Consider the following 15532-nt stretch of genomic DNA (forward strand, 5'->3'; position numbering starts at 1 on the left):
TGGGGGGGTGTTTTTCCGGGCCCGGGGGGGGGGTGCGGTGGGGGGGCGGGGCTCTACGCCTGTACCGGGCTTAGTGGCCGCGGACGCGCTTGATGATCTTCGCGGCGTCGGCGGCGCTGGCGCGCACCTTGTCCCACTCGCCGTCGGCGATCCAGTTGCCCGGCACCATCCACGAACCACCGATGCAGACCACGTTCTTCTGTTCGAGGTATTCGGCGGCGGTGTTTTCGGTGATGCCACCGGTCGGGCACAGCTTCAGGTCGGCAACCGGACCAGCCAGGCCCTTGATCATCGCCAGGCCACCCACGGCCGTGGCCGGGAACAGCTTGCAGACACGGAAGCCGCGCGCGTAGAGCGACAGCAGCTCGGTCGGCGTGGCCGCACCCGGCACCACCGGCAGCGGCGCCGCCGCCAGCGCATCGGCCAGCGCCGGCGGCGTACCCGGCGTCACCAGGAAATCCGCACCCGCATCGATGGACTGCTGCATCTGCTCCACGGTCAGCACCGTGCCCGCGCCCACCACCACATCGGGCAGCTCGCGCTTGAGCATCGCCAGCGCTTCCATCGCCACCGGCGTACGCAGCGTCAGCTCGATGGCCGGCAGCCCACCTTCCAGCAGCGCCGCACTCACCGCACGCGCCTGGTCCAGCGTATGAATCGTCACCACCGGCAGAATGCCCGCCGCATGCAGCAGTTCCGCCGCCTTCACCTGATGTTGTTCGATACCCATGCTTTTGCCCTTGCCTTTGCTCTTCTTGATTCAGTGGCCGCAGCGCAAATGACGCGCCGGGAATTGTCCAAGGGCAGTAGAGCGCCCTGGCCGGGACCGTGAGCGGCATGGATGCCGCGACCGAGCCCCCATGGATGGGTTTACGGCGTGTCCCGGCCAGGGCGCTCTACTGCCCAAGCCGGGAAGCCTGCCGCGGCGTTTCGCTTCAGGCGTCTTTTGCCTCATGCGGCGCCGCCGCCGCCGCGGCATCATGCCCCAGCTCATATTCCGAATCGTAATCCCACGGCCCACCATCAGCCGCCGCCGGCCCGCACGAAATCGAAATCGCCCCCTGGTCCGCCGGACCCACCACGCGGCGATTGATCGCGAACAGGTTGCGGCCCAGATCGTGCGCTGCCGGTGCCGTGTTCGGCGCCAGCGACCGTGCCGCCCACTCGGCCGCATCCACCAGCACTTCCAGCGTGCCGGCTTCACCGTCCAGGCGGATCATGTCGCCCTCGCGCACCTTGGCCAGCGGGCCACCGCGCGCCGCTTCCGGCGTCACGTGGATCGCCGCCGGGATCTTGCCCGACGCACCGGACAGGCGACCATCGGTGACCAGCGCCACGCGACGGCCCTGGTTCTGCAGCAGGCCCAGCAGCGGCGCCAGCGAATGCAGTTCCGGCATGCCGTTCGCACGCGGGCCCTGGTAACGCACCACCGCCACGAAATGCTCGGGCAGCAGGCCACCGGCGTGCAGCTTGTTCAGCACCTGCGGCGCATCGACCACCACGGCCGGCGCTTCAATGGTGCGGTACTGCGGCTTCACCGCCGACAGCTTGATCAGCGACTTGCCCAGGTTGCCGCGCAGCAGGCGCAGGCCGCCCTGGCTTTCGAACGGGTTGTCGACGCTGCGCACCACTTCTTCATCGGCGCTGCGTTCCAGGCCCGGCAGGTAGACCAGCTTGCCGTCGCGCAGCTGCGGTTCGCGCGCGTAGTCGGCCATGCCGCCACGGGCCACGCTGACCAGGTCACCGTGCATCAGGCCGGCCTTGATCAGCTCGCCGAACACGAACGCCGGGCCACCAGCAGCGGCGAAGCGGTTCACGTCGGCCTCGCCGTTCGGATAGACGCGGGCCAGCAGCGGAATCAGCTGCGACAGTTCGTCGAAATCGTCCCAGGTCAGCACGATGCCGGCGGCGCGGGCCACGGCAATCCAGTGGATGGTGTGGTTGGTCGAACCGCCGGTGGCCATCAGCGCGATGACCGCGTTGATGATCGCGCGCTCGTCGATGATGCGGCCCAGCGGGCGGAAATCATCGCCCAGCGCGGTGATGTCCAGCGCACGCTCGGTGGCTTCGCGGGTCAGCGCATCGCGCAGCGGCGTATCCGGGTTGACGAAGGAGGCGCCCGGCAGCTGCACGCCCATCGCTTCCAGCAGCACCTGGTTGGAATTGGCGGTGCCGTAGAAGGTGCAGGTGCCGACGCCATGGTACGAGGCAGACTCGGCTTCCAGCAGTTCCTCGCGGGTGGCTTCGCCGGCCGCGTAGCGCTCGCGCACTTCGGCCTTCTGCTTGTTGGGAATGCCCGGGGTCATCGGGCCGGCCGGCACGAACACCGCCGGCAGGTGGCCGAACGCCAGTGCGCCGATCAGCAGGCCCGGCACGATCTTGTCGCACACGCCGAGGTGGATGGTGGTGTCGAACATGTCGTGGCTGAGGCCGATGGCCGTGGCCTGCGCGATCACATCACGCGAGAACAGTGACAGTTCCATGCCGCCGCGGCCCTGGGTCACGCCGTCGCACATCGCCGGCACCGCGCCGGCCACCTGGGCGGTGGCGCCGAGTTCGCGGGCGACCGCACGGATCTGCTCCGGGTAGGTCTCGAACGGCTGGTGCGCCGACAGCATGTCGTTGTAGGCGGTGATGATGCCCAGGTTCGGGGTCACGCCGCCGCGCAGCCGGCTCTTGTCGGTGGTGCCACAGGCGGCGAAGCCGTGGGCGAGGTTGCCGCAGCTCAGGCGGCTGCGGAACGGGCCATCGCGCAGGGCGGCGTCGATCGCGGCCAGGTAGGCGGCGCGCGAAGCAGCGCTGCGGGCGATGATGCGATCGGTGATGGCTTGCAGTTGCGGATGGAGGCTCATTGGCTACCAGCGTTCAAGGTGGCGAGAGGCTGGCGGCGGCGGGCGCCGCCGCCGACGTCAATCAGCCCAGTGCACGCGCAGGCGCGCGCCGTCCAGGTTGATTGCATTGAGGATCGGGTACAGCTGTGCGTCGTTGCTGTCCAGCGCCTGGCGCAGCACCTGCAGCTTCTGCTTGCCGCGCAGCAGCAGCAGGCGCTGGCGGCACTGGCCCAGGCCACGCGGGGTCAGGGTGATGCGCAGCGGCCACTGGTTGGCGCCAGGGCAGCCGGTGGCATCCAGCGCGGCATAGGGCAGGGTGCTTTCCAGGGCGCGGGCCAGGTCCTTCGAACCCGGGAACAGCGAGGCGGTGTGGCCATCGTTGCCCATGCCCAGGGCGACCACGCTCGGCGCCTGGCTGTGCTGGGCCTGCAGGTTGGCGGTGTACACGCATTCGGCCAGCGGCTTGCCGACGCGCACCAGCGGATCGAAGTGCGCCCCTTCGGCACGCTTGAGCAGATGCTCGCGCACCAGCCAGGCATTGCTGTCACGATCCTGCGGCGAGAGCCAGCGCTCATCGGCCAGGCTCACTTCCACCCGGTCCCAATGTACGTCCAGCTCGGCCAGCGCCTGGTACACCGGCGCCGGCGTGGTCCCGCCGGAGAGCAGGATGCGGGCGCGGCCGACTTCGTTGATGTCGTGGTTGATGGCCTGGGCCATTTCGGCGGCCACGGCTTCGATCCAGCCATCGGCATCGCCGTGGCTGATGAAGTCGATGCGGTCGTCGTGGAAGGTCGGGCTCATGCGGCAACTCCTGTAGCGTCACGTTCGGCGTCGGCGGCATAGGCGGCGGCGCCCAGCAGCCCGGGGCAGGGGTGCATGATCGCCAGCGACGGCACCCGCGCCATGATCGAAGAGAACCGGCCCTTGTGTTCGAAGCGCTGGCGGAAACCGGAATGCTGCAGCGAATCGAGCATCTTCGGCACCAGGCCACCGGTCAGGAACACGCCGTCCCACGCGCCCTGCACCAGCACCAGGTCACCTGCGATGGCACCGAACACGGCGCAGAACACGTCCACCGTGCGCATCGCCTGCGGGTCACCCAGCGCGGCACGCGCGGTGACGTCGGCCGGCTGCAGCTGGCCCGGATCGAAACCGGCCATCTCGCACACGGCGCGATGGATGTTGACCAGGCCGGGGCCGCAGATCAGGCGTTCGTTGGAGACGCGGCCGAACTGCTCGGACAGGATCTCCAGGATGCGGATCTCCTCCGGCGTGCCCGGCGGGAAGCTGACGTGGCCGCCTTCGGTTTCCAGTGGATAGCTGCGGCCGTGGCGCACGATCAGGCCGCCGACACCGAGGCCGGTGCCCGGACCGATCACGCCGTAGTTGCGCGATTCGCCCGGTGCGGCCGGGGTCCAGTGCGCGCCGCCGATCTGGATCACGTCATGCGGCTGCAGCAGGGCCACGGCCATCGCCTGTGCGGCGAAGTCGTTGATCAGGTGCAGTTCGTCGAAGCCGAGCATGGTCGCGGTGCGGCTGCGCGAGATCACCCACGGGTGGTTGGTGATACGTGCTTCGTCACCGTCCACGCGGCCGGCCACCGCGAACACGCCGCGGCGCGCAGTGGCGCCGGCCTGTTCCAGGTAGTGGCGTGCGGCATCACCCAGCGAGGGGAACTCAGCCACCGCGTATTCGCGGATGCTGTCCTTCTGCAGGGGCGCGTCCAGCGAGGTGTCGGCGAGGGCGAAGCGGGCGTTGGTGCCGCCGATGTCGGCGACCAGCACGGGCTGGCTGCCGACACTCATGCCGATGCTCCGCTGTCCGGGGCGTCAACGCCCTGCGGCAGGAAGTCGGTGGCGTTGTCCGGGCCCCACTGGCCGGCCGGGTAGGGTTCCAGCGGCAGGTTGGCGGCCTTCCAGGCATCGGCCACGCTGTCGATCCAGGCCCAGGCCGCGCGCACTTCGTCGTCGCGCACGAACAGGGTGTGGTTGCCGTTGAAGGCATCCAGGAACAGGCGCTCGTAGGCGATGCGGCGGTGCAGGCCGGTCGGCACGGACAGTTCCAGTTCCAGCGGGTGCAGTTCCAGCGCGCCCCATTCCGGGCCGGCCAGGCTGCTCATCAGGCCCAGTTCGATGTTTTCCTGCGGCTGCAGCTGGAACACCAGGCGGTTCGGCGCGGCCTGCGCACGCTGCGGGCGCTCGAACAGCCAGTGGGTGACCGGCTTCAGCGTGACCACCACGCGGGTGGTGCGCTCGGGCAGGCGCTTGCCGGTGACCAGGTGGAACGGCACGCCGCTCCAGCGCCAGTTGTCGATGTGCGCGGTGACGCCGGCGAAGGTTTCCACGTCGCTGCCTTCCGGCGGCTGGTAGGCCTGGGCCGGCTGGCCGTTGATGCTGCCGGCGGTGTAGCGGCCGCGGATGCTGTCACGCGCTGCGTGCTTGGCATCGAGCGGGCGCAGGGCGCGCAGCACCTTGACCTTCTCGTCGCGGATGCGGTCGGCTTCCAGCGACGCCGGCGGTTCCATCGCCACCATGCACAGCAGCTGCAGGATATGGCTCTGCACCATGTCGCGCAGCGCGCCGGAGCGGGCGTAGTAGGCATCGCGGCCGTCCACGCCTTCGCTCTCGGCCACCAGGATGTGCACCGATTCGATGTAGTTGCGGTTCCACACCGCTTCCAGCAGCGTGTTGCCGAAGCGCAGGGCGATCAGGTTCTGCACCGCCGCCTTGCCCAGGTAATGGTCCAGGCGGAACACGCGGTCTTCGTCGATCCACTGGCCGATGGTGGAGATGATCTCCTCGGCGCTTTCGCTGTCGCTGCCGATCGGCTTTTCCAGCATCAGGCGCGACGGTGCTGCCAGGGCGCCGCCCTTGGCCAGGCCTTCGCAGGTGGAGATGTACAGGCCCGGCGGGATGGCCAGGTAGCTGACGCAGCGGCGGTCGACCAGGTCGGACACCGCGGCGGCGACCGAGTCGACGTCGCGCAGGTCCACCGAGCGGTAGTCGATGCGGCGCAGCAGGGAGGCGATGTCCTCCTGGCTGGCCATCGGCATGGCCTGCTGCAGGCGCGGCCGCAGGATGTCATGGAAGGCTTCGGTGTCATGGCCGGACAGGGCCAGCGCACGGATGCGGAAGTCCTCCGGCAGCAGGCCGTCGCCAAGCAGGCGCAGCAGCGAAGGGAACAGGTAGCGCTGGGCCAGATCACCTGTGGCACCAAACAGGAAGAGGGTGTCGTGCATCGCTCGAGTTTCAGATCCGGGTGACATCGTTGTCAATCGCTTCATGGCTGGGTTCAGGGGACATCCGCGCTACTGTCTGTCCGAGGCTCGCTGGGGGCGGATTTCCGGCGAACCGGAAGACCGTTCCATGCGTAACCACTACGACGATGACCTTTCGTCTGGTCGTCGAAGCAGATCGGCGCGCACCGACGTTCGGATAGTGCCACGTGAAAACGTTTACATGGCAGAATGGGCAACTGTATTCGATTGCAGTGGTCGCCGTCATGCGGCAGCTGCGCAATCATCACTGCCATCGGGAGGGCCGAGGCAGTCCCCAATGACAGCCCGGGCGTCGGGCGGACTGGATAGATTGATATGGCAAAAGTGCAGTTGCAGGGTGTGCGCAAGGTCTACGACAACGGCCAGGTCGCGGTGAAGGACGCCACCTTCGAGGTCGCCGATGGCGAGCTCATGGTGCTGGTCGGACCGTCCGGCTGTGGCAAGTCGACCCTGCTGCGGATGGTGGCCGGCCTCGAGGAGATCAGTGGCGGCACGCTGACCATCGGCGACCGGGTGGTCAACGATGTGGCGCCGAAGGACCGCGACATCGCCATGGTGTTCCAGAGTTATGCGCTGTACCCGCACATGACCGTGGCCGAGAACCTGGCCTTCGGCCTGAAGCTGCGTGGCCATGACAAGGCGACCATCGACAAGCGCATCGCCGAGGCGGCGCAGACGCTGGGCCTGACCGAGATGATGGACAAGCTGCCCAAGGCGATGTCCGGCGGCCAGCGCCAGCGCGTGGCCCTGGGCCGTGCGCTGGTGCGCGAACCGGCGGTGTTCCTGCTGGACGAGCCGCTGTCCAACCTGGATGCCAAGCTTCGCCACAGCGTGCGTACCGAGATCGCACAGCTGCACCGCAAGCTGGGCACCACCATGATCTACGTGACGCATGACCAGGTGGAAGCAATGACCCTGGGCCAGCGCATCGTGGTGCTGAAGGACGGCATCATCCAGCAGATCGACACGCCGATGGCGCTGTATGACCGCCCTGCGAACCTGTTCGTGGCCGGCTTCCTCGGCAGCCCCGCGATGAACGTGCTGCGCGGCACGCTGCAGGGCGATGCTGCAGGCGTGTCGGTGCTCGACGGCGAATGGCGCGCGCCGCTGGGCCAGGCCACCATCGACCCGGCGTGGCTGCAGAAGCCGATTGCCGTGGGCGTGCGTCCGGAGCACCTGCAACCGGCGGGTGCCGACGATACGCATGCGTTCACCGCACGCATCGAGGGTATCGAGCCGGTCGGCAACGAGATCTTCGTCAACATGAGCAGCGGCAAGCATGCCCTGACCATGCGCGTGGCGCCGCAGGCGCTGCCGGGCGTGGGCGAGGACATCCGCGTGGCGATCCACCCGCAGGGCCTGCATTTCTTCAATGCCGAAACCGGCGAGCGCCTGTAAGGGGCGGTAGCGCCGGGCCATGCCCGGCGTCATTAAAGGTGTGCGGACCAACGGTCCGCACCCACCAGGTCCGCACCCACCCGATTTTGTAGAGCCGAGCCCACGCTCGGCTGCGGACCTCAGCGCGCCAGGCCGTCCAGCAGCGGCATGCGCTGCGCGGCCACGCCGCCCACCTGCAGTTCGGCATCGCTGGTTTCCAGCGGCAGCACGGCCAGGGCCAGGTCGCCGGCCACGCTGGCAATGCTGCCCAGCGCCGCACCGTCCTGCTGCACGCCATCGCCGGCCTGTGCCGGGGCGGCGGTATGCAGCAGCTGTACCGCACGCTTGGCCTTGCCGAGGAAATGGGTGCGGGCCACGATTTCCTGGCCCGGGTAGCAGCCCTTCTTCACGCTGTAGCCGTTCAGCCGGTCCAGGCCCAACTGCTGCGGCGTCCACACTTCGCGCTGGCTCTCATCCAAGCGGGGCAGGCCGAAGCGCAGGTCGGCCTGGCGCCAGGCCAGCGCGAACGCGGCTTCTTCGGCCTCGCTGCCGACCGCAAATCCCTCAGCCGGACCAATGCGCAGGGTGCGCGGCAGGGTATCGCTGCCCAGGTCCAGCTCCCAGCCCGCCTCGCCACCTCTGGCAATCGCCGCGCCACTGGCCGCTTCCGGCGCAGTGAAGGCGCCGGCCACGGCCAGATCCGCGTGCACCTGCAGCTTCACCTTGCGGCGGAACACGAAACGCTGCAGTTGCGACGCAATCGCATCTGCATCGCCATCGGCCAGCACCAGCATCACGTGATCCTCGGCCAGCCGCAGCAGCTGGAACACCGCCAGGGTGCGGCCCTTGGCGCTCAGCCACGCGCTCCATTGCCAGTGCTGCAAAGGCAGGGCGGTGACGTCGCTGCTGAACTGGGCATGGGCGAAAACGGCTGCATCCACGCCCTGCAGGCTCAGCAACTGGTGGCCGGGCAGGCGCGGATATGCGGCGAAAGCAGGGGGAAGGTTGTCAGGCACGTGAACGAGGTCTAAAATTTGTGCGTTGCGAGACCGAACATGATAGGCCAAACAACCCCCACTCCCGACGACGAAACTGAAGCCCCGCTGGTTCCCGCGGCACCTGTGCCCGTGGAAAAACCAGAGGCGGAAGAGGAATTCGGCGGCCGCGGCGGACTTGATCCGGTGCGGTATGGCGATTGGGAGAAAAACGGACGCTGCATCGATTTCTGATCAGCATTGAGCCAACGCGGCATCGTGCCGCCCAGCCGAGACAACGAGCCCAGCGAAATGGCGACCAGACAACGCCCCCTATCCCCGCACCTCCAGGTGTATCGCTGGCAGATTCAGATGGCCACCTCGATCCTGCATCGAGCCACTGGCGTCTTTCTGTCCGTGGGTGCCCTCATCATCGCTGCCGGCCTGCTGGCCCTGATGATGGGCCCCGATTCGTGGAACTGCTTCACCGGCCATGCCGGGGCCTGGTATGGCCGCGTGTTCCTGTTTGCGTGGACATGGTCGTTCGCCTATCACCTGTGCAATGGCATCCGCCACGTCGTGCAGGACTTCGCCGTTGGTTTCAGCATCCCGGCCTTCGTCCGCAGCAGCTGGATCTCGGTCTTCGGCAGCCTGGTGATCACCGCGCTGGTCTGGGCCTACGTGTTGTTCGGAGGTGCCGCATGAGCAAGTTCCGTACCCCGCTGAAGAACGTGCGCGGCCTTGGTTCGGCCAAGACCGGCACCGAGCACTTCGTGCACCAGCGCCTGACCGCCGCCGCCCTGGTGGTGCTGGGCCTGTGGTTCCTGGTGTTCGTGGTGCGCATGGCCGGCGCCGATTACGCCACGGCCGTGGCCACCATCGCCAAGCCGTGGAATGCCGTGCCGCTGATCGGCCTGCTGATCACCATGTTCTGGCACGCACAGCTCGGCATGCAGGTCGTGCTGGAAGATTACATCCACGAATCGCTGCTGGCCCTGGTGCTGCAGACCGCGGTGAAGTTCGTCGCCGTGCTCGGCATGATCGTCAGTGTGTTTGCGGTGGGCCGCATCGCCCTCGGCGTTGCCTGAGCCCAGGCACCAAGACAGGAATCCAGACTAGATGTCCGCTTACAAGATCACCGAACACAAGTACGACATGGTCGTGGTGGGCGCCGGCGGCGCCGGCCTGCGCGCCACGTTCGGCCTTGCCGCCAAGGGCCTGCAGACCGTGTGCCTGACCAAGGTCTTCCCGACCCGTTCGCACACCGTCGCTGCCCAGGGCGGTATTTCCGCCGCGCTCGCCAACATGGGCGAAGACGATTGGCGCTACCACTTCTACGACACCATCAAGGGCTCGGACTGGCTGGGCGACCAGGACGCCATCGAGTACATGTGCCGTGAGGCCATCCCGGCCATCATCGAGCTCGAGCACTACGGCGTGCCGTTCAGCCGCACCGCCGAAGGCAAGATCTACCAGCGCCCGTTCGGCGGCATGACCACCAAGTACGGCGAAGGCCCGGCGGCGCAGCGTACCTGCGCGGCGGCCGACCGTACCGGTCACGCCATGCTGCACACCCTGTACCAGCAGTCGCTCAAGCACGACGCGCGCTTCATGATCGAGTACTTCGCACTCGACCTGATCTTCGATGACGAAGGCGTGTGCCGTGGCGTGCTGGCCCTGGACATGTCCGACGGCACGCTGCACCTGTTCCGCGCCCAGGGCGTGGTGCTGGCCACCGGCGGCTACGGCCGTGCGTACTTCAGCGCCACCTCGGCGCACACCTGCACCGGCGACGGTGGCGGCCTGGCCATGCGCGCCGGCATCGCCATGCAGGACATGGAGTTCGTGCAGTTCCACCCGACCGGCATCTACGGCGCCGGCTGCCTGATCACCGAGGGTGTCCGCGGTGAAGGCGGCATCCTGCGCAACAGCAGCGGCGAGCGCTTCATGGAGCGCTACGCACCGCACTACAAGGATCTGGCCTCGCGTGACGTGGTGGCCCGTTCGATGACCATCGAGATCCGCGAAGGCCGCGGCGTCGGCGAGCACAAGGATCACATCCTGCTCGACCTGACCCACCTCGGCCCGGGCGTGATCGACGAGAAGCTGCCGGGCATCGCCGAGAGCGCCCGCATCTTCGCCGGCGTCGACGTGCACAAGCAGCCGATCCCGGTCATTCCGACCGTGCACTACAACATGGGCGGCATCCCGACCAACTTCCACGGCGAAGTCGTGCGCAAGGATGGCGACAACCCCGATGCCGTGGTGCCGGGCCTGTACGCCATCGGCGAAGCGGCCTGCGTGTCCGTGCACGGCGCCAACCGCCTGGGCTCGAACTCGCTGCTCGACCTGGTGGTGTTCGGTCGTGCGGTGGCCAACCGCTGCGCCGAAACCATCAAGCCGGGCGCTGCGCACAAGCCGCTGCCGGCCGATGCCTGCGACAAGGCGCTGGGCCTGCTGGACAAGCTGCGCCATGCCAATGGCGATACGCCGACCTCGGTCATCCGTGACAACATGCAGCGCACGATGCAGGCCGATGCCGCCGTCTTCCGTACCAGCCAGACGCTGAAGGAAGGCTGCGAGAAGATGGCCAAGGTGTTCGATTCGTTCCAGGACGTGAAGGTCAGCGACCGTTCGCTGGTCTGGAACTCGGACCTGATCGAGACCTACGAGCTGAACAACCTGCTGCTGAACGCGGTGGCGACGATCAACTCGGCGGAACAGCGCAAGGAAAGCCGTGGTGCGCACGCGCACGAGGACTTCCCGGACCGCGACGACGTCAACTGGCACAAGCACACGCTGGTCACCGTCGACGAGAAGGGCAAGTGCAGCTTCGACTACCGTCCGGTGCACATGTACACGCTGACCGACGAGGTCGACGTGGTGCCGCCGAAGCCGCGCGTGTACTGATCGCGACCCCCGCCTACCATGCAATCCGCGCCTTGATGGCGCGGGCCGCCTGAGCCAACGAGAGCAGCCATGGCCGAGTTTTCACTCCCCAAGAATTCCAAGGTCACGAAGGGCCAGCACTTCCCCGCCAAGAGCGGTGGCAAGAACCTGCGCACCTTCAAGATCTACCGCTGGAGTCCGGACGACGACAGCAATCCGCGCACCGATACCTATGAGATCGATCTGGACGCCTGCGGCCCGATGGTCCTGGACGCGCTGATCAAGATCAAGAACGAGATCGATCCGACTCTGACCTTCCGTCGCTCCTGCCGCGAAGGTATCTGCGGTTCGTGCGCGATGAACATCGACGGCACCAACACCCTGGCCTGCACCCGCGCCATCGCGGACTGCGGCAAGAAGGAAGTGCCGATCTACCCGCTGCCGCACATGAGCGTGGTCAAGGACCTGGTTCCGGACCTGACCCACTTCTACGCGCAGTACGCGTCGATCAAGCCGTGGATCCGCACCCAGACCCCGGCACCGCCGGACCGCGAGCGCCTGCAGTCGCCGGAAGACCGCAAGAAGCTCGACGGCCTGTACGAGTGCATCCTGTGCGCCTGCTGCTCGACCAGCTGCCCGAGCTACTGGTGGAACGGCGAGCGTTACCTGGGTCCGGCGATCCTGCTGCAGGCCTACCGCTGGATCATCGACTCGCGCGATGAGGACACCGGTGCGCGCCTGGACGATCTGGAAGATCCGTTCAAGCTGTACCGCTGCCACACCATCATGAACTGTGCCCGGACCTGCCCGAAGGGCCTGAACCCGGCGCTGGCGATCGCCGAGATCAAGAAGCTGATGATGGAACGCCGCGCCTGATACGGCGCCGCGTTGTTGCATGACCCCAGTAGAGCCACGCCATGCGTGGCTTTGCTGTATCTGGAGAAACACGATGGACGAAGACACCCTGCTGAAGAAGCTGCGCTGGCGCTGCCGCCGCGGCATGCGCGAGCTGGACCAGCTGTTCGGGCGCTACCTGGACAGCGAATGGAGCACTGCGCCGACCGAAGAGCGCGAGGTTTTCCTGTTCCTGCTCGAGTGCGAGGACGATAAGTTGTGGCGCTGGTTCATGGGCTACGAGGCCTGCCCGCATGCCCACGCCATCCCCCTCATGCAGAAGATCCTCGCCCTCAAGGCTTGAGTGGCGACCCTCGCGGCTGCAGGCCGGCGCCCAGGCGCTGGTGCTGCTGGCCGCGCCCTGGCTGCTGCGCGCCTCGGCCCTTCCCGAAGACCGGTACTGGCCGGTACTTGCCGGCGTCTGGCTGCTGGGCCTGATCCAGCTGGGCTGGCGGCTGCGCCGGCCGGTGCGCCGGCTCGAACTACCGGCACTGCCAGCACCGCTGCGGCTGGATGGGGCCGATCTCGAGGTGCCGCGGCTGGTGGTGCGTGGCCCCTGGCTGCTGCTGCACTGGCGCTGCGAAGGGCGGCGCGGGCGCCTGCTGTTCTGGCCGGACGTGCTCGCCCACCGGCAGCGACGTGAACTGCGACTGGCCGTATCCGCACGCAGCGTTTCACGTCGACCCCGTACGATGGCACCATAGACTGAATCGACTGGCGTGCCTGCATGTTCAAACCCATCCCCGTGGCCATTGGCCTGCGCTATCTGCGCGCCAAGCGCCGCAACGGCTTCATCTCCTTCATCTCGATGGCATCGATCCTGGGCATCGCGCTCGGCGTCACGGTGCTGATCACCACCCTGGCGGTGATGAGCGGTTTCCAGAAGGAAATCCGCAGCCGCCTGCTGCAGATGACCGCGCATACCACCATCAGCCGCGATGGCGAGCCCATGCCCGACTGGATGCGCGTGGTCGACGTGGCCAACAAGGACCCGCGCGTGGCCGGTGCTGCGCCGTACATCGAGATCCAGTCGATGATCAGCGGCCCGCGCGTGCAGGGCGCGATCATCCAGGGCATCGACCCGGCGCTGGAGCCGAAGGTGTCGGTGATCGACAAGAAGATCACCAAGGGCAGCTATGACAGCCTCAAGCCGGGCAGCTTCAACGTGCTGCTGGGCAAGGAGCTGGCCATGTGGCTGGGCGTGGACGTGGGCGACCAGGTGCTGGTGACCTTTGCCGAAGTGCAGGGCACGCCGGCCGGCGCGGTGCCACGGATGAAACGCTTTACGGTCAGCGGCCTGTTCGAGGCCGGCTACAACGAGGTCGACCGCGGCGTCGGCTTCGCCAACATGAAAGACCTCGAGCGCGTGCTGCGCTCGGACGGCGCCACCGGCGTGCGCCTGAAACTGCATGACATGGACCGCTCGCTGGAAGTGGGCGTGGACCTGGCGCAGAACCTCGGCGGCGCGTACCGCGTGAGCGACTGGACCCAGCAGAACGCCAACCTCTACCACTCGCTGCGCATGGAGAAGGTGGTGATGGGCATCCTGCTGTCGCTGATCATCGCGATGGGCGCCTTCAACCTGGTCTCATCGCAGGTGATGCTGGTGACCGACAAGCAGGCCGACATTGCCATCCTGCGCACGCTGGGCCTCACCCCGGGCGGGGTGATGCAGGTGTTCATGGTGCAGGGCTCGCTGATCGGCATCTTCGGCACGCTGGCCGGCCTGATCGGCGGCATCACCCTGACCTTGAACCTGGAGCGCATCCTCGGCGCCATCGAGTCGCTGTTCAACGTCAAGCTGCTGCCGGAGGACGTGTACTACATCACCGGCCTGCCTACCGACATGCAGCCCCGCGACATCGTCGTCATCACCCTGGTTGCCTTGTTGATGAGCTTCCTGGCCACCCTGTATCCCGCCTGGCGGGCAGCACGCACCCAGCCGGCGGAGGCCCTGCGCTATGAATAAGGTCTTCAATCGCGGCGATGAAGTGATCCGTGCCGAGACGCTGGCCAAGACCTACGCCGAAGGCCGCATGCAGACCCCGGTGTTCGACGGCCTCGACCTGAAGGTCACGGCCGGCGAGACGGTGGCGATCATTGGCGCCTCCGGTGCCGGCAAGAGCACCCTGCTGCACCTGCTGGGCGGCCTGGACGTGCCGACCGCGGGCGAGGTGTACGTCACCGGCCAGCGCATGTCGGCACTGTCGGACACCGAGCGCGGCTTGCTGCGCAACCAGGCGCTGGGGTTCGTCTACCAGTTCCACCACCTGCTGCCGGAATTCACCGCGCTGGAAAACGTGATGATGCCGGTGATGTTGGCCGGTACCGGCGTGCCGGAGGCCAGCCAGCGGGCGACCGCGCTGCTGGAAGCGGTCGGCCTGGGCCATCGCCTGGATCACAAGCCGGGCGAGCTGTCCGGAGGCGAGCGCCAGCGTGCCGCCGTGGCGCGTGCGCTGGTCAACCACCCGGCCTGCGTGCTTGGCGATGAGCCGACCGGCAACCTGGATGACCGCACCGCCGCCACCGTGTTCGAGCTGATGCTGGAACTCAACCGTGCGCGGCATACCAGCCTGGTGCTGGTGACCCATGACCGCAGCCTGGCGCGCCGCCTGGATCGCGTCCTGGAACTGCGCGAAGGGCGGCTGCACGCCCTGGCCCACGCCGACGTCTGAGGCGCCGGATCCCGGCGGGTATCGCCGACCGGCGGCTGAATCGGGCCGCCGGCCGTTGCGCCGGCGTTGCCCGGCCGGGCGCATGATGTGCGCAGTTCCCCGCTGGAGATCGCCATGAAAACCCCGTTGCTGATCGCCGGCCTGTGCCTGGCCCTGGCCGGCTGTGCCACCACTGGCCTGACCAGTGCCGACCGGCTGGAGCTGTACCGGGCACACGCCGGCCCGCCGCAGAAGGACATGCAGTTCTTCGGCACGCTCAATGGTTGGACCGAGCTGGGCGACAGCGCGCTGGCGGTGTGGACCCGGCCCAGCGAAGCCTACCTGCTGGAGCTGGCCGGGCCGTGCACGGATCTGTCCAGTGCACCCGCCATCGGCCTGACCAGCCGGATGGGGCGCGTCAGCGCGCCCTTCGACAAGGTGCTAGTGCGCGACCCGACGGGCGGCCCGCGCGTGCCGTGTTTCATCAAAACGATCCGCAAGCTGGATGTGAAATCGCTGCGCGCAGAGGAAAAGGAAATGCGGCAGGCGCAGGTGCAGGAGCGCGAGGAATCCGCGAACTGATCGGGTAGCGGGGGGGGGGGGGGGGGGGGGGGGGGGGGGGGGGGGGGGGGGGGG

At 67.6% G+C, this 15532-nt stretch carries 17 protein-coding genes; 11 read left to right on the plus strand and 6 right to left on the minus strand.

Going from position 1 to position 15532, the window contains the following annotated elements:
* Positions 1 to 70: 70 nt before the first annotated feature.
* The 5 genes from eda to zwf all read right to left on the minus strand — a co-directional run bounded on the left by eda (position 71) and on the right by zwf (position 6069).
* A complete protein-coding gene (gene eda / locus IAE41_RS19265; protein ID WP_049429315.1) occupies positions 71 to 730 on the minus strand; it encodes a bifunctional 4-hydroxy-2-oxoglutarate aldolase/2-dehydro-3-deoxy-phosphogluconate aldolase in 660 nt (219 codons plus the stop codon).
* Between the two features lie 205 nt (positions 731 to 935).
* On the minus strand, positions 936 to 2852 hold the full coding sequence (gene edd, locus IAE41_RS19270) for a phosphogluconate dehydratase (protein ID WP_079221495.1): 1917 nt from the start codon (positions 2850 to 2852) through the stop codon (positions 936 to 938).
* A 57-nt stretch (positions 2853 to 2909) separates the two neighbouring features.
* Positions 2910 to 3632: a 6-phosphogluconolactonase gene (pgl, locus tag IAE41_RS19275; protein WP_200734202.1), complete on the minus strand. Its 723-nt coding sequence runs from the start codon at positions 3630 to 3632 to the stop codon at positions 2910 to 2912.
* Entirely contained in the window at positions 3629 to 4636 is a 1008-nt protein-coding gene (glk, locus tag IAE41_RS19280; protein WP_200734203.1) for a glucokinase, read from the minus strand. The genes pgl and glk overlap by 4 nt, the downstream gene beginning before the upstream one ends.
* Complete coding sequence (zwf, locus tag IAE41_RS19285) at positions 4633 to 6069, minus strand: glucose-6-phosphate dehydrogenase (RefSeq protein ID WP_108759487.1); 1437 nt, start codon at positions 6067 to 6069, stop codon at positions 4633 to 4635. The genes glk and zwf overlap by 4 nt, the downstream gene beginning before the upstream one ends.
* A gap of 354 nt (positions 6070 to 6423) precedes the next feature.
* Here zwf and ugpC point away from each other — a divergent pair, with 354 nt between their 5' ends.
* Complete coding sequence (gene ugpC / locus IAE41_RS19290) at positions 6424 to 7506, plus strand: sn-glycerol-3-phosphate ABC transporter ATP-binding protein UgpC (protein ID WP_200734204.1); 1083 nt, start codon at positions 6424 to 6426, stop codon at positions 7504 to 7506.
* Between the two features lie 119 nt (positions 7507 to 7625).
* Here the strand turns inward: ugpC and IAE41_RS19295 are convergent, their stop codons facing one another.
* Entirely contained in the window at positions 7626 to 8501 is an 876-nt protein-coding gene (locus IAE41_RS19295) for a folate-binding protein YgfZ (protein WP_200734205.1), read from the minus strand.
* A 39-nt stretch (positions 8502 to 8540) separates the two neighbouring features.
* Between IAE41_RS19295 and IAE41_RS19300 the strand changes: the two genes are divergently transcribed.
* From IAE41_RS19300 to IAE41_RS19345, 10 genes are all read left to right on the plus strand, one after another.
* Positions 8541 to 8714, plus strand: coding sequence for a DUF1674 domain-containing protein (locus tag IAE41_RS19300; RefSeq protein WP_079221501.1), 174 nt, complete (start codon positions 8541 to 8543; stop codon positions 8712 to 8714).
* Positions 8715 to 8771: 57 nt separating this feature from the next.
* Positions 8772 to 9164: a succinate dehydrogenase, cytochrome b556 subunit gene (gene sdhC / locus IAE41_RS19305; RefSeq protein ID WP_079221502.1), complete on the plus strand. Its 393-nt coding sequence runs from the start codon at positions 8772 to 8774 to the stop codon at positions 9162 to 9164.
* Positions 9161 to 9547, plus strand: a complete 387-nt coding sequence (gene sdhD / locus IAE41_RS19310; protein WP_079221503.1) for a succinate dehydrogenase, hydrophobic membrane anchor protein — start codon at positions 9161 to 9163, stop codon at positions 9545 to 9547. Before sdhC ends, sdhD begins: the two co-directional genes overlap by 4 nt.
* Before the next feature lie 31 nt (positions 9548 to 9578).
* Entirely contained in the window at positions 9579 to 11369 is a 1791-nt protein-coding gene (gene sdhA, locus IAE41_RS19315) for a succinate dehydrogenase flavoprotein subunit (RefSeq protein WP_108749285.1), read from the plus strand.
* Positions 11370 to 11438: 69 nt separating this feature from the next.
* Complete coding sequence (locus IAE41_RS19320; protein ID WP_079221505.1) at positions 11439 to 12224, plus strand: succinate dehydrogenase iron-sulfur subunit; 786 nt, start codon at positions 11439 to 11441, stop codon at positions 12222 to 12224.
* A 73-nt stretch (positions 12225 to 12297) separates the two neighbouring features.
* A complete protein-coding gene (locus IAE41_RS19325; RefSeq protein ID WP_200734206.1) occupies positions 12298 to 12546 on the plus strand; it encodes a succinate dehydrogenase assembly factor 2 in 249 nt (82 codons plus the stop codon).
* Positions 12497 to 12946, plus strand: a complete 450-nt coding sequence (locus IAE41_RS19330) for a hypothetical protein (RefSeq protein ID WP_200734207.1) — start codon at positions 12497 to 12499, stop codon at positions 12944 to 12946. Before IAE41_RS19325 ends, IAE41_RS19330 begins: the two co-directional genes overlap by 50 nt.
* Before the next feature lie 23 nt (positions 12947 to 12969).
* The gene (locus tag IAE41_RS19335; RefSeq protein WP_079221508.1) at positions 12970 to 14211 is read left to right on the plus strand and encodes a lipoprotein-releasing ABC transporter permease subunit; all 1242 of its coding nucleotides are present in this window, start codon (positions 12970 to 12972) and stop codon (positions 14209 to 14211) included.
* Positions 14204 to 14917 carry a lipoprotein-releasing ABC transporter ATP-binding protein LolD gene (gene lolD, locus IAE41_RS19340; protein ID WP_200734208.1) on the plus strand — a complete coding sequence of 238 codons (714 nt, stop codon included), beginning with the start codon at positions 14204 to 14206 and terminating at the stop codon, positions 14915 to 14917. Before IAE41_RS19335 ends, lolD begins: the two co-directional genes overlap by 8 nt.
* 114 nt (positions 14918 to 15031) lie before the next feature.
* Entirely contained in the window at positions 15032 to 15478 is a 447-nt protein-coding gene (locus IAE41_RS19345) for a DUF6491 family protein (protein ID WP_079225178.1), read from the plus strand.
* Positions 15479 to 15532: the final 54 nt, after the last annotated feature.

The sequence above is a fragment of the Stenotrophomonas sp. S39 genome (assembly GCF_016624665.1).
GTDB lineage: Bacteria > Pseudomonadota > Gammaproteobacteria > Xanthomonadales > Xanthomonadaceae > Stenotrophomonas.

What these genes read in the sequence shown, in the direction of transcription:
- eda (WP_049429315.1), bottom strand. Translation starts at nt 730, where the DNA reads ATGGGTATCGAACAACATCAGGTGAAGGCGGCGGAACTGCTGCATGCG.
- edd (WP_079221495.1), bottom strand. Translation starts at nt 2,852, where the DNA reads ATGAGCCTCCATCCGCAACTGCAAGCCATCACCGATCGCATCATCGCC.
- pgl (WP_200734202.1), bottom strand. Translation starts at nt 3,632, where the DNA reads ATGAGCCCGACCTTCCACGACGACCGCATCGACTTCATCAGCCACGGC.
- glk (WP_200734203.1), bottom strand. Translation starts at nt 4,636, where the DNA reads ATGAGTGTCGGCAGCCAGCCCGTGCTGGTCGCCGACATCGGCGGCACC.
- zwf (WP_108759487.1), bottom strand. Translation starts at nt 6,069, where the DNA reads ATGCACGACACCCTCTTCCTGTTTGGTGCCACAGGTGATCTGGCCCAG.
- ugpC (WP_200734204.1), top strand. Translation starts at nt 6,424, where the DNA reads ATGGCAAAAGTGCAGTTGCAGGGTGTGCGCAAGGTCTACGACAACGGC.
- IAE41_RS19300 (WP_079221501.1), top strand. Translation starts at nt 8,541, where the DNA reads ATGATAGGCCAAACAACCCCCACTCCCGACGACGAAACTGAAGCCCCG.
- sdhC (WP_079221502.1), top strand. Translation starts at nt 8,772, where the DNA reads ATGGCGACCAGACAACGCCCCCTATCCCCGCACCTCCAGGTGTATCGC.
- sdhD (WP_079221503.1), top strand. Translation starts at nt 9,161, where the DNA reads ATGAGCAAGTTCCGTACCCCGCTGAAGAACGTGCGCGGCCTTGGTTCG.
- sdhA (WP_108749285.1), top strand. Translation starts at nt 9,579, where the DNA reads ATGTCCGCTTACAAGATCACCGAACACAAGTACGACATGGTCGTGGTG.
- IAE41_RS19320 (WP_079221505.1), top strand. Translation starts at nt 11,439, where the DNA reads ATGGCCGAGTTTTCACTCCCCAAGAATTCCAAGGTCACGAAGGGCCAG.
- IAE41_RS19325 (WP_200734206.1), top strand. Translation starts at nt 12,298, where the DNA reads ATGGACGAAGACACCCTGCTGAAGAAGCTGCGCTGGCGCTGCCGCCGC.
- IAE41_RS19330 (WP_200734207.1), top strand. Translation starts at nt 12,497, where the DNA reads ATGCCCACGCCATCCCCCTCATGCAGAAGATCCTCGCCCTCAAGGCTT.
- IAE41_RS19335 (WP_079221508.1), top strand. Translation starts at nt 12,970, where the DNA reads ATGTTCAAACCCATCCCCGTGGCCATTGGCCTGCGCTATCTGCGCGCC.
- lolD (WP_200734208.1), top strand. Translation starts at nt 14,204, where the DNA reads ATGAATAAGGTCTTCAATCGCGGCGATGAAGTGATCCGTGCCGAGACG.
- IAE41_RS19345 (WP_079225178.1), top strand. Translation starts at nt 15,032, where the DNA reads ATGAAAACCCCGTTGCTGATCGCCGGCCTGTGCCTGGCCCTGGCCGGC.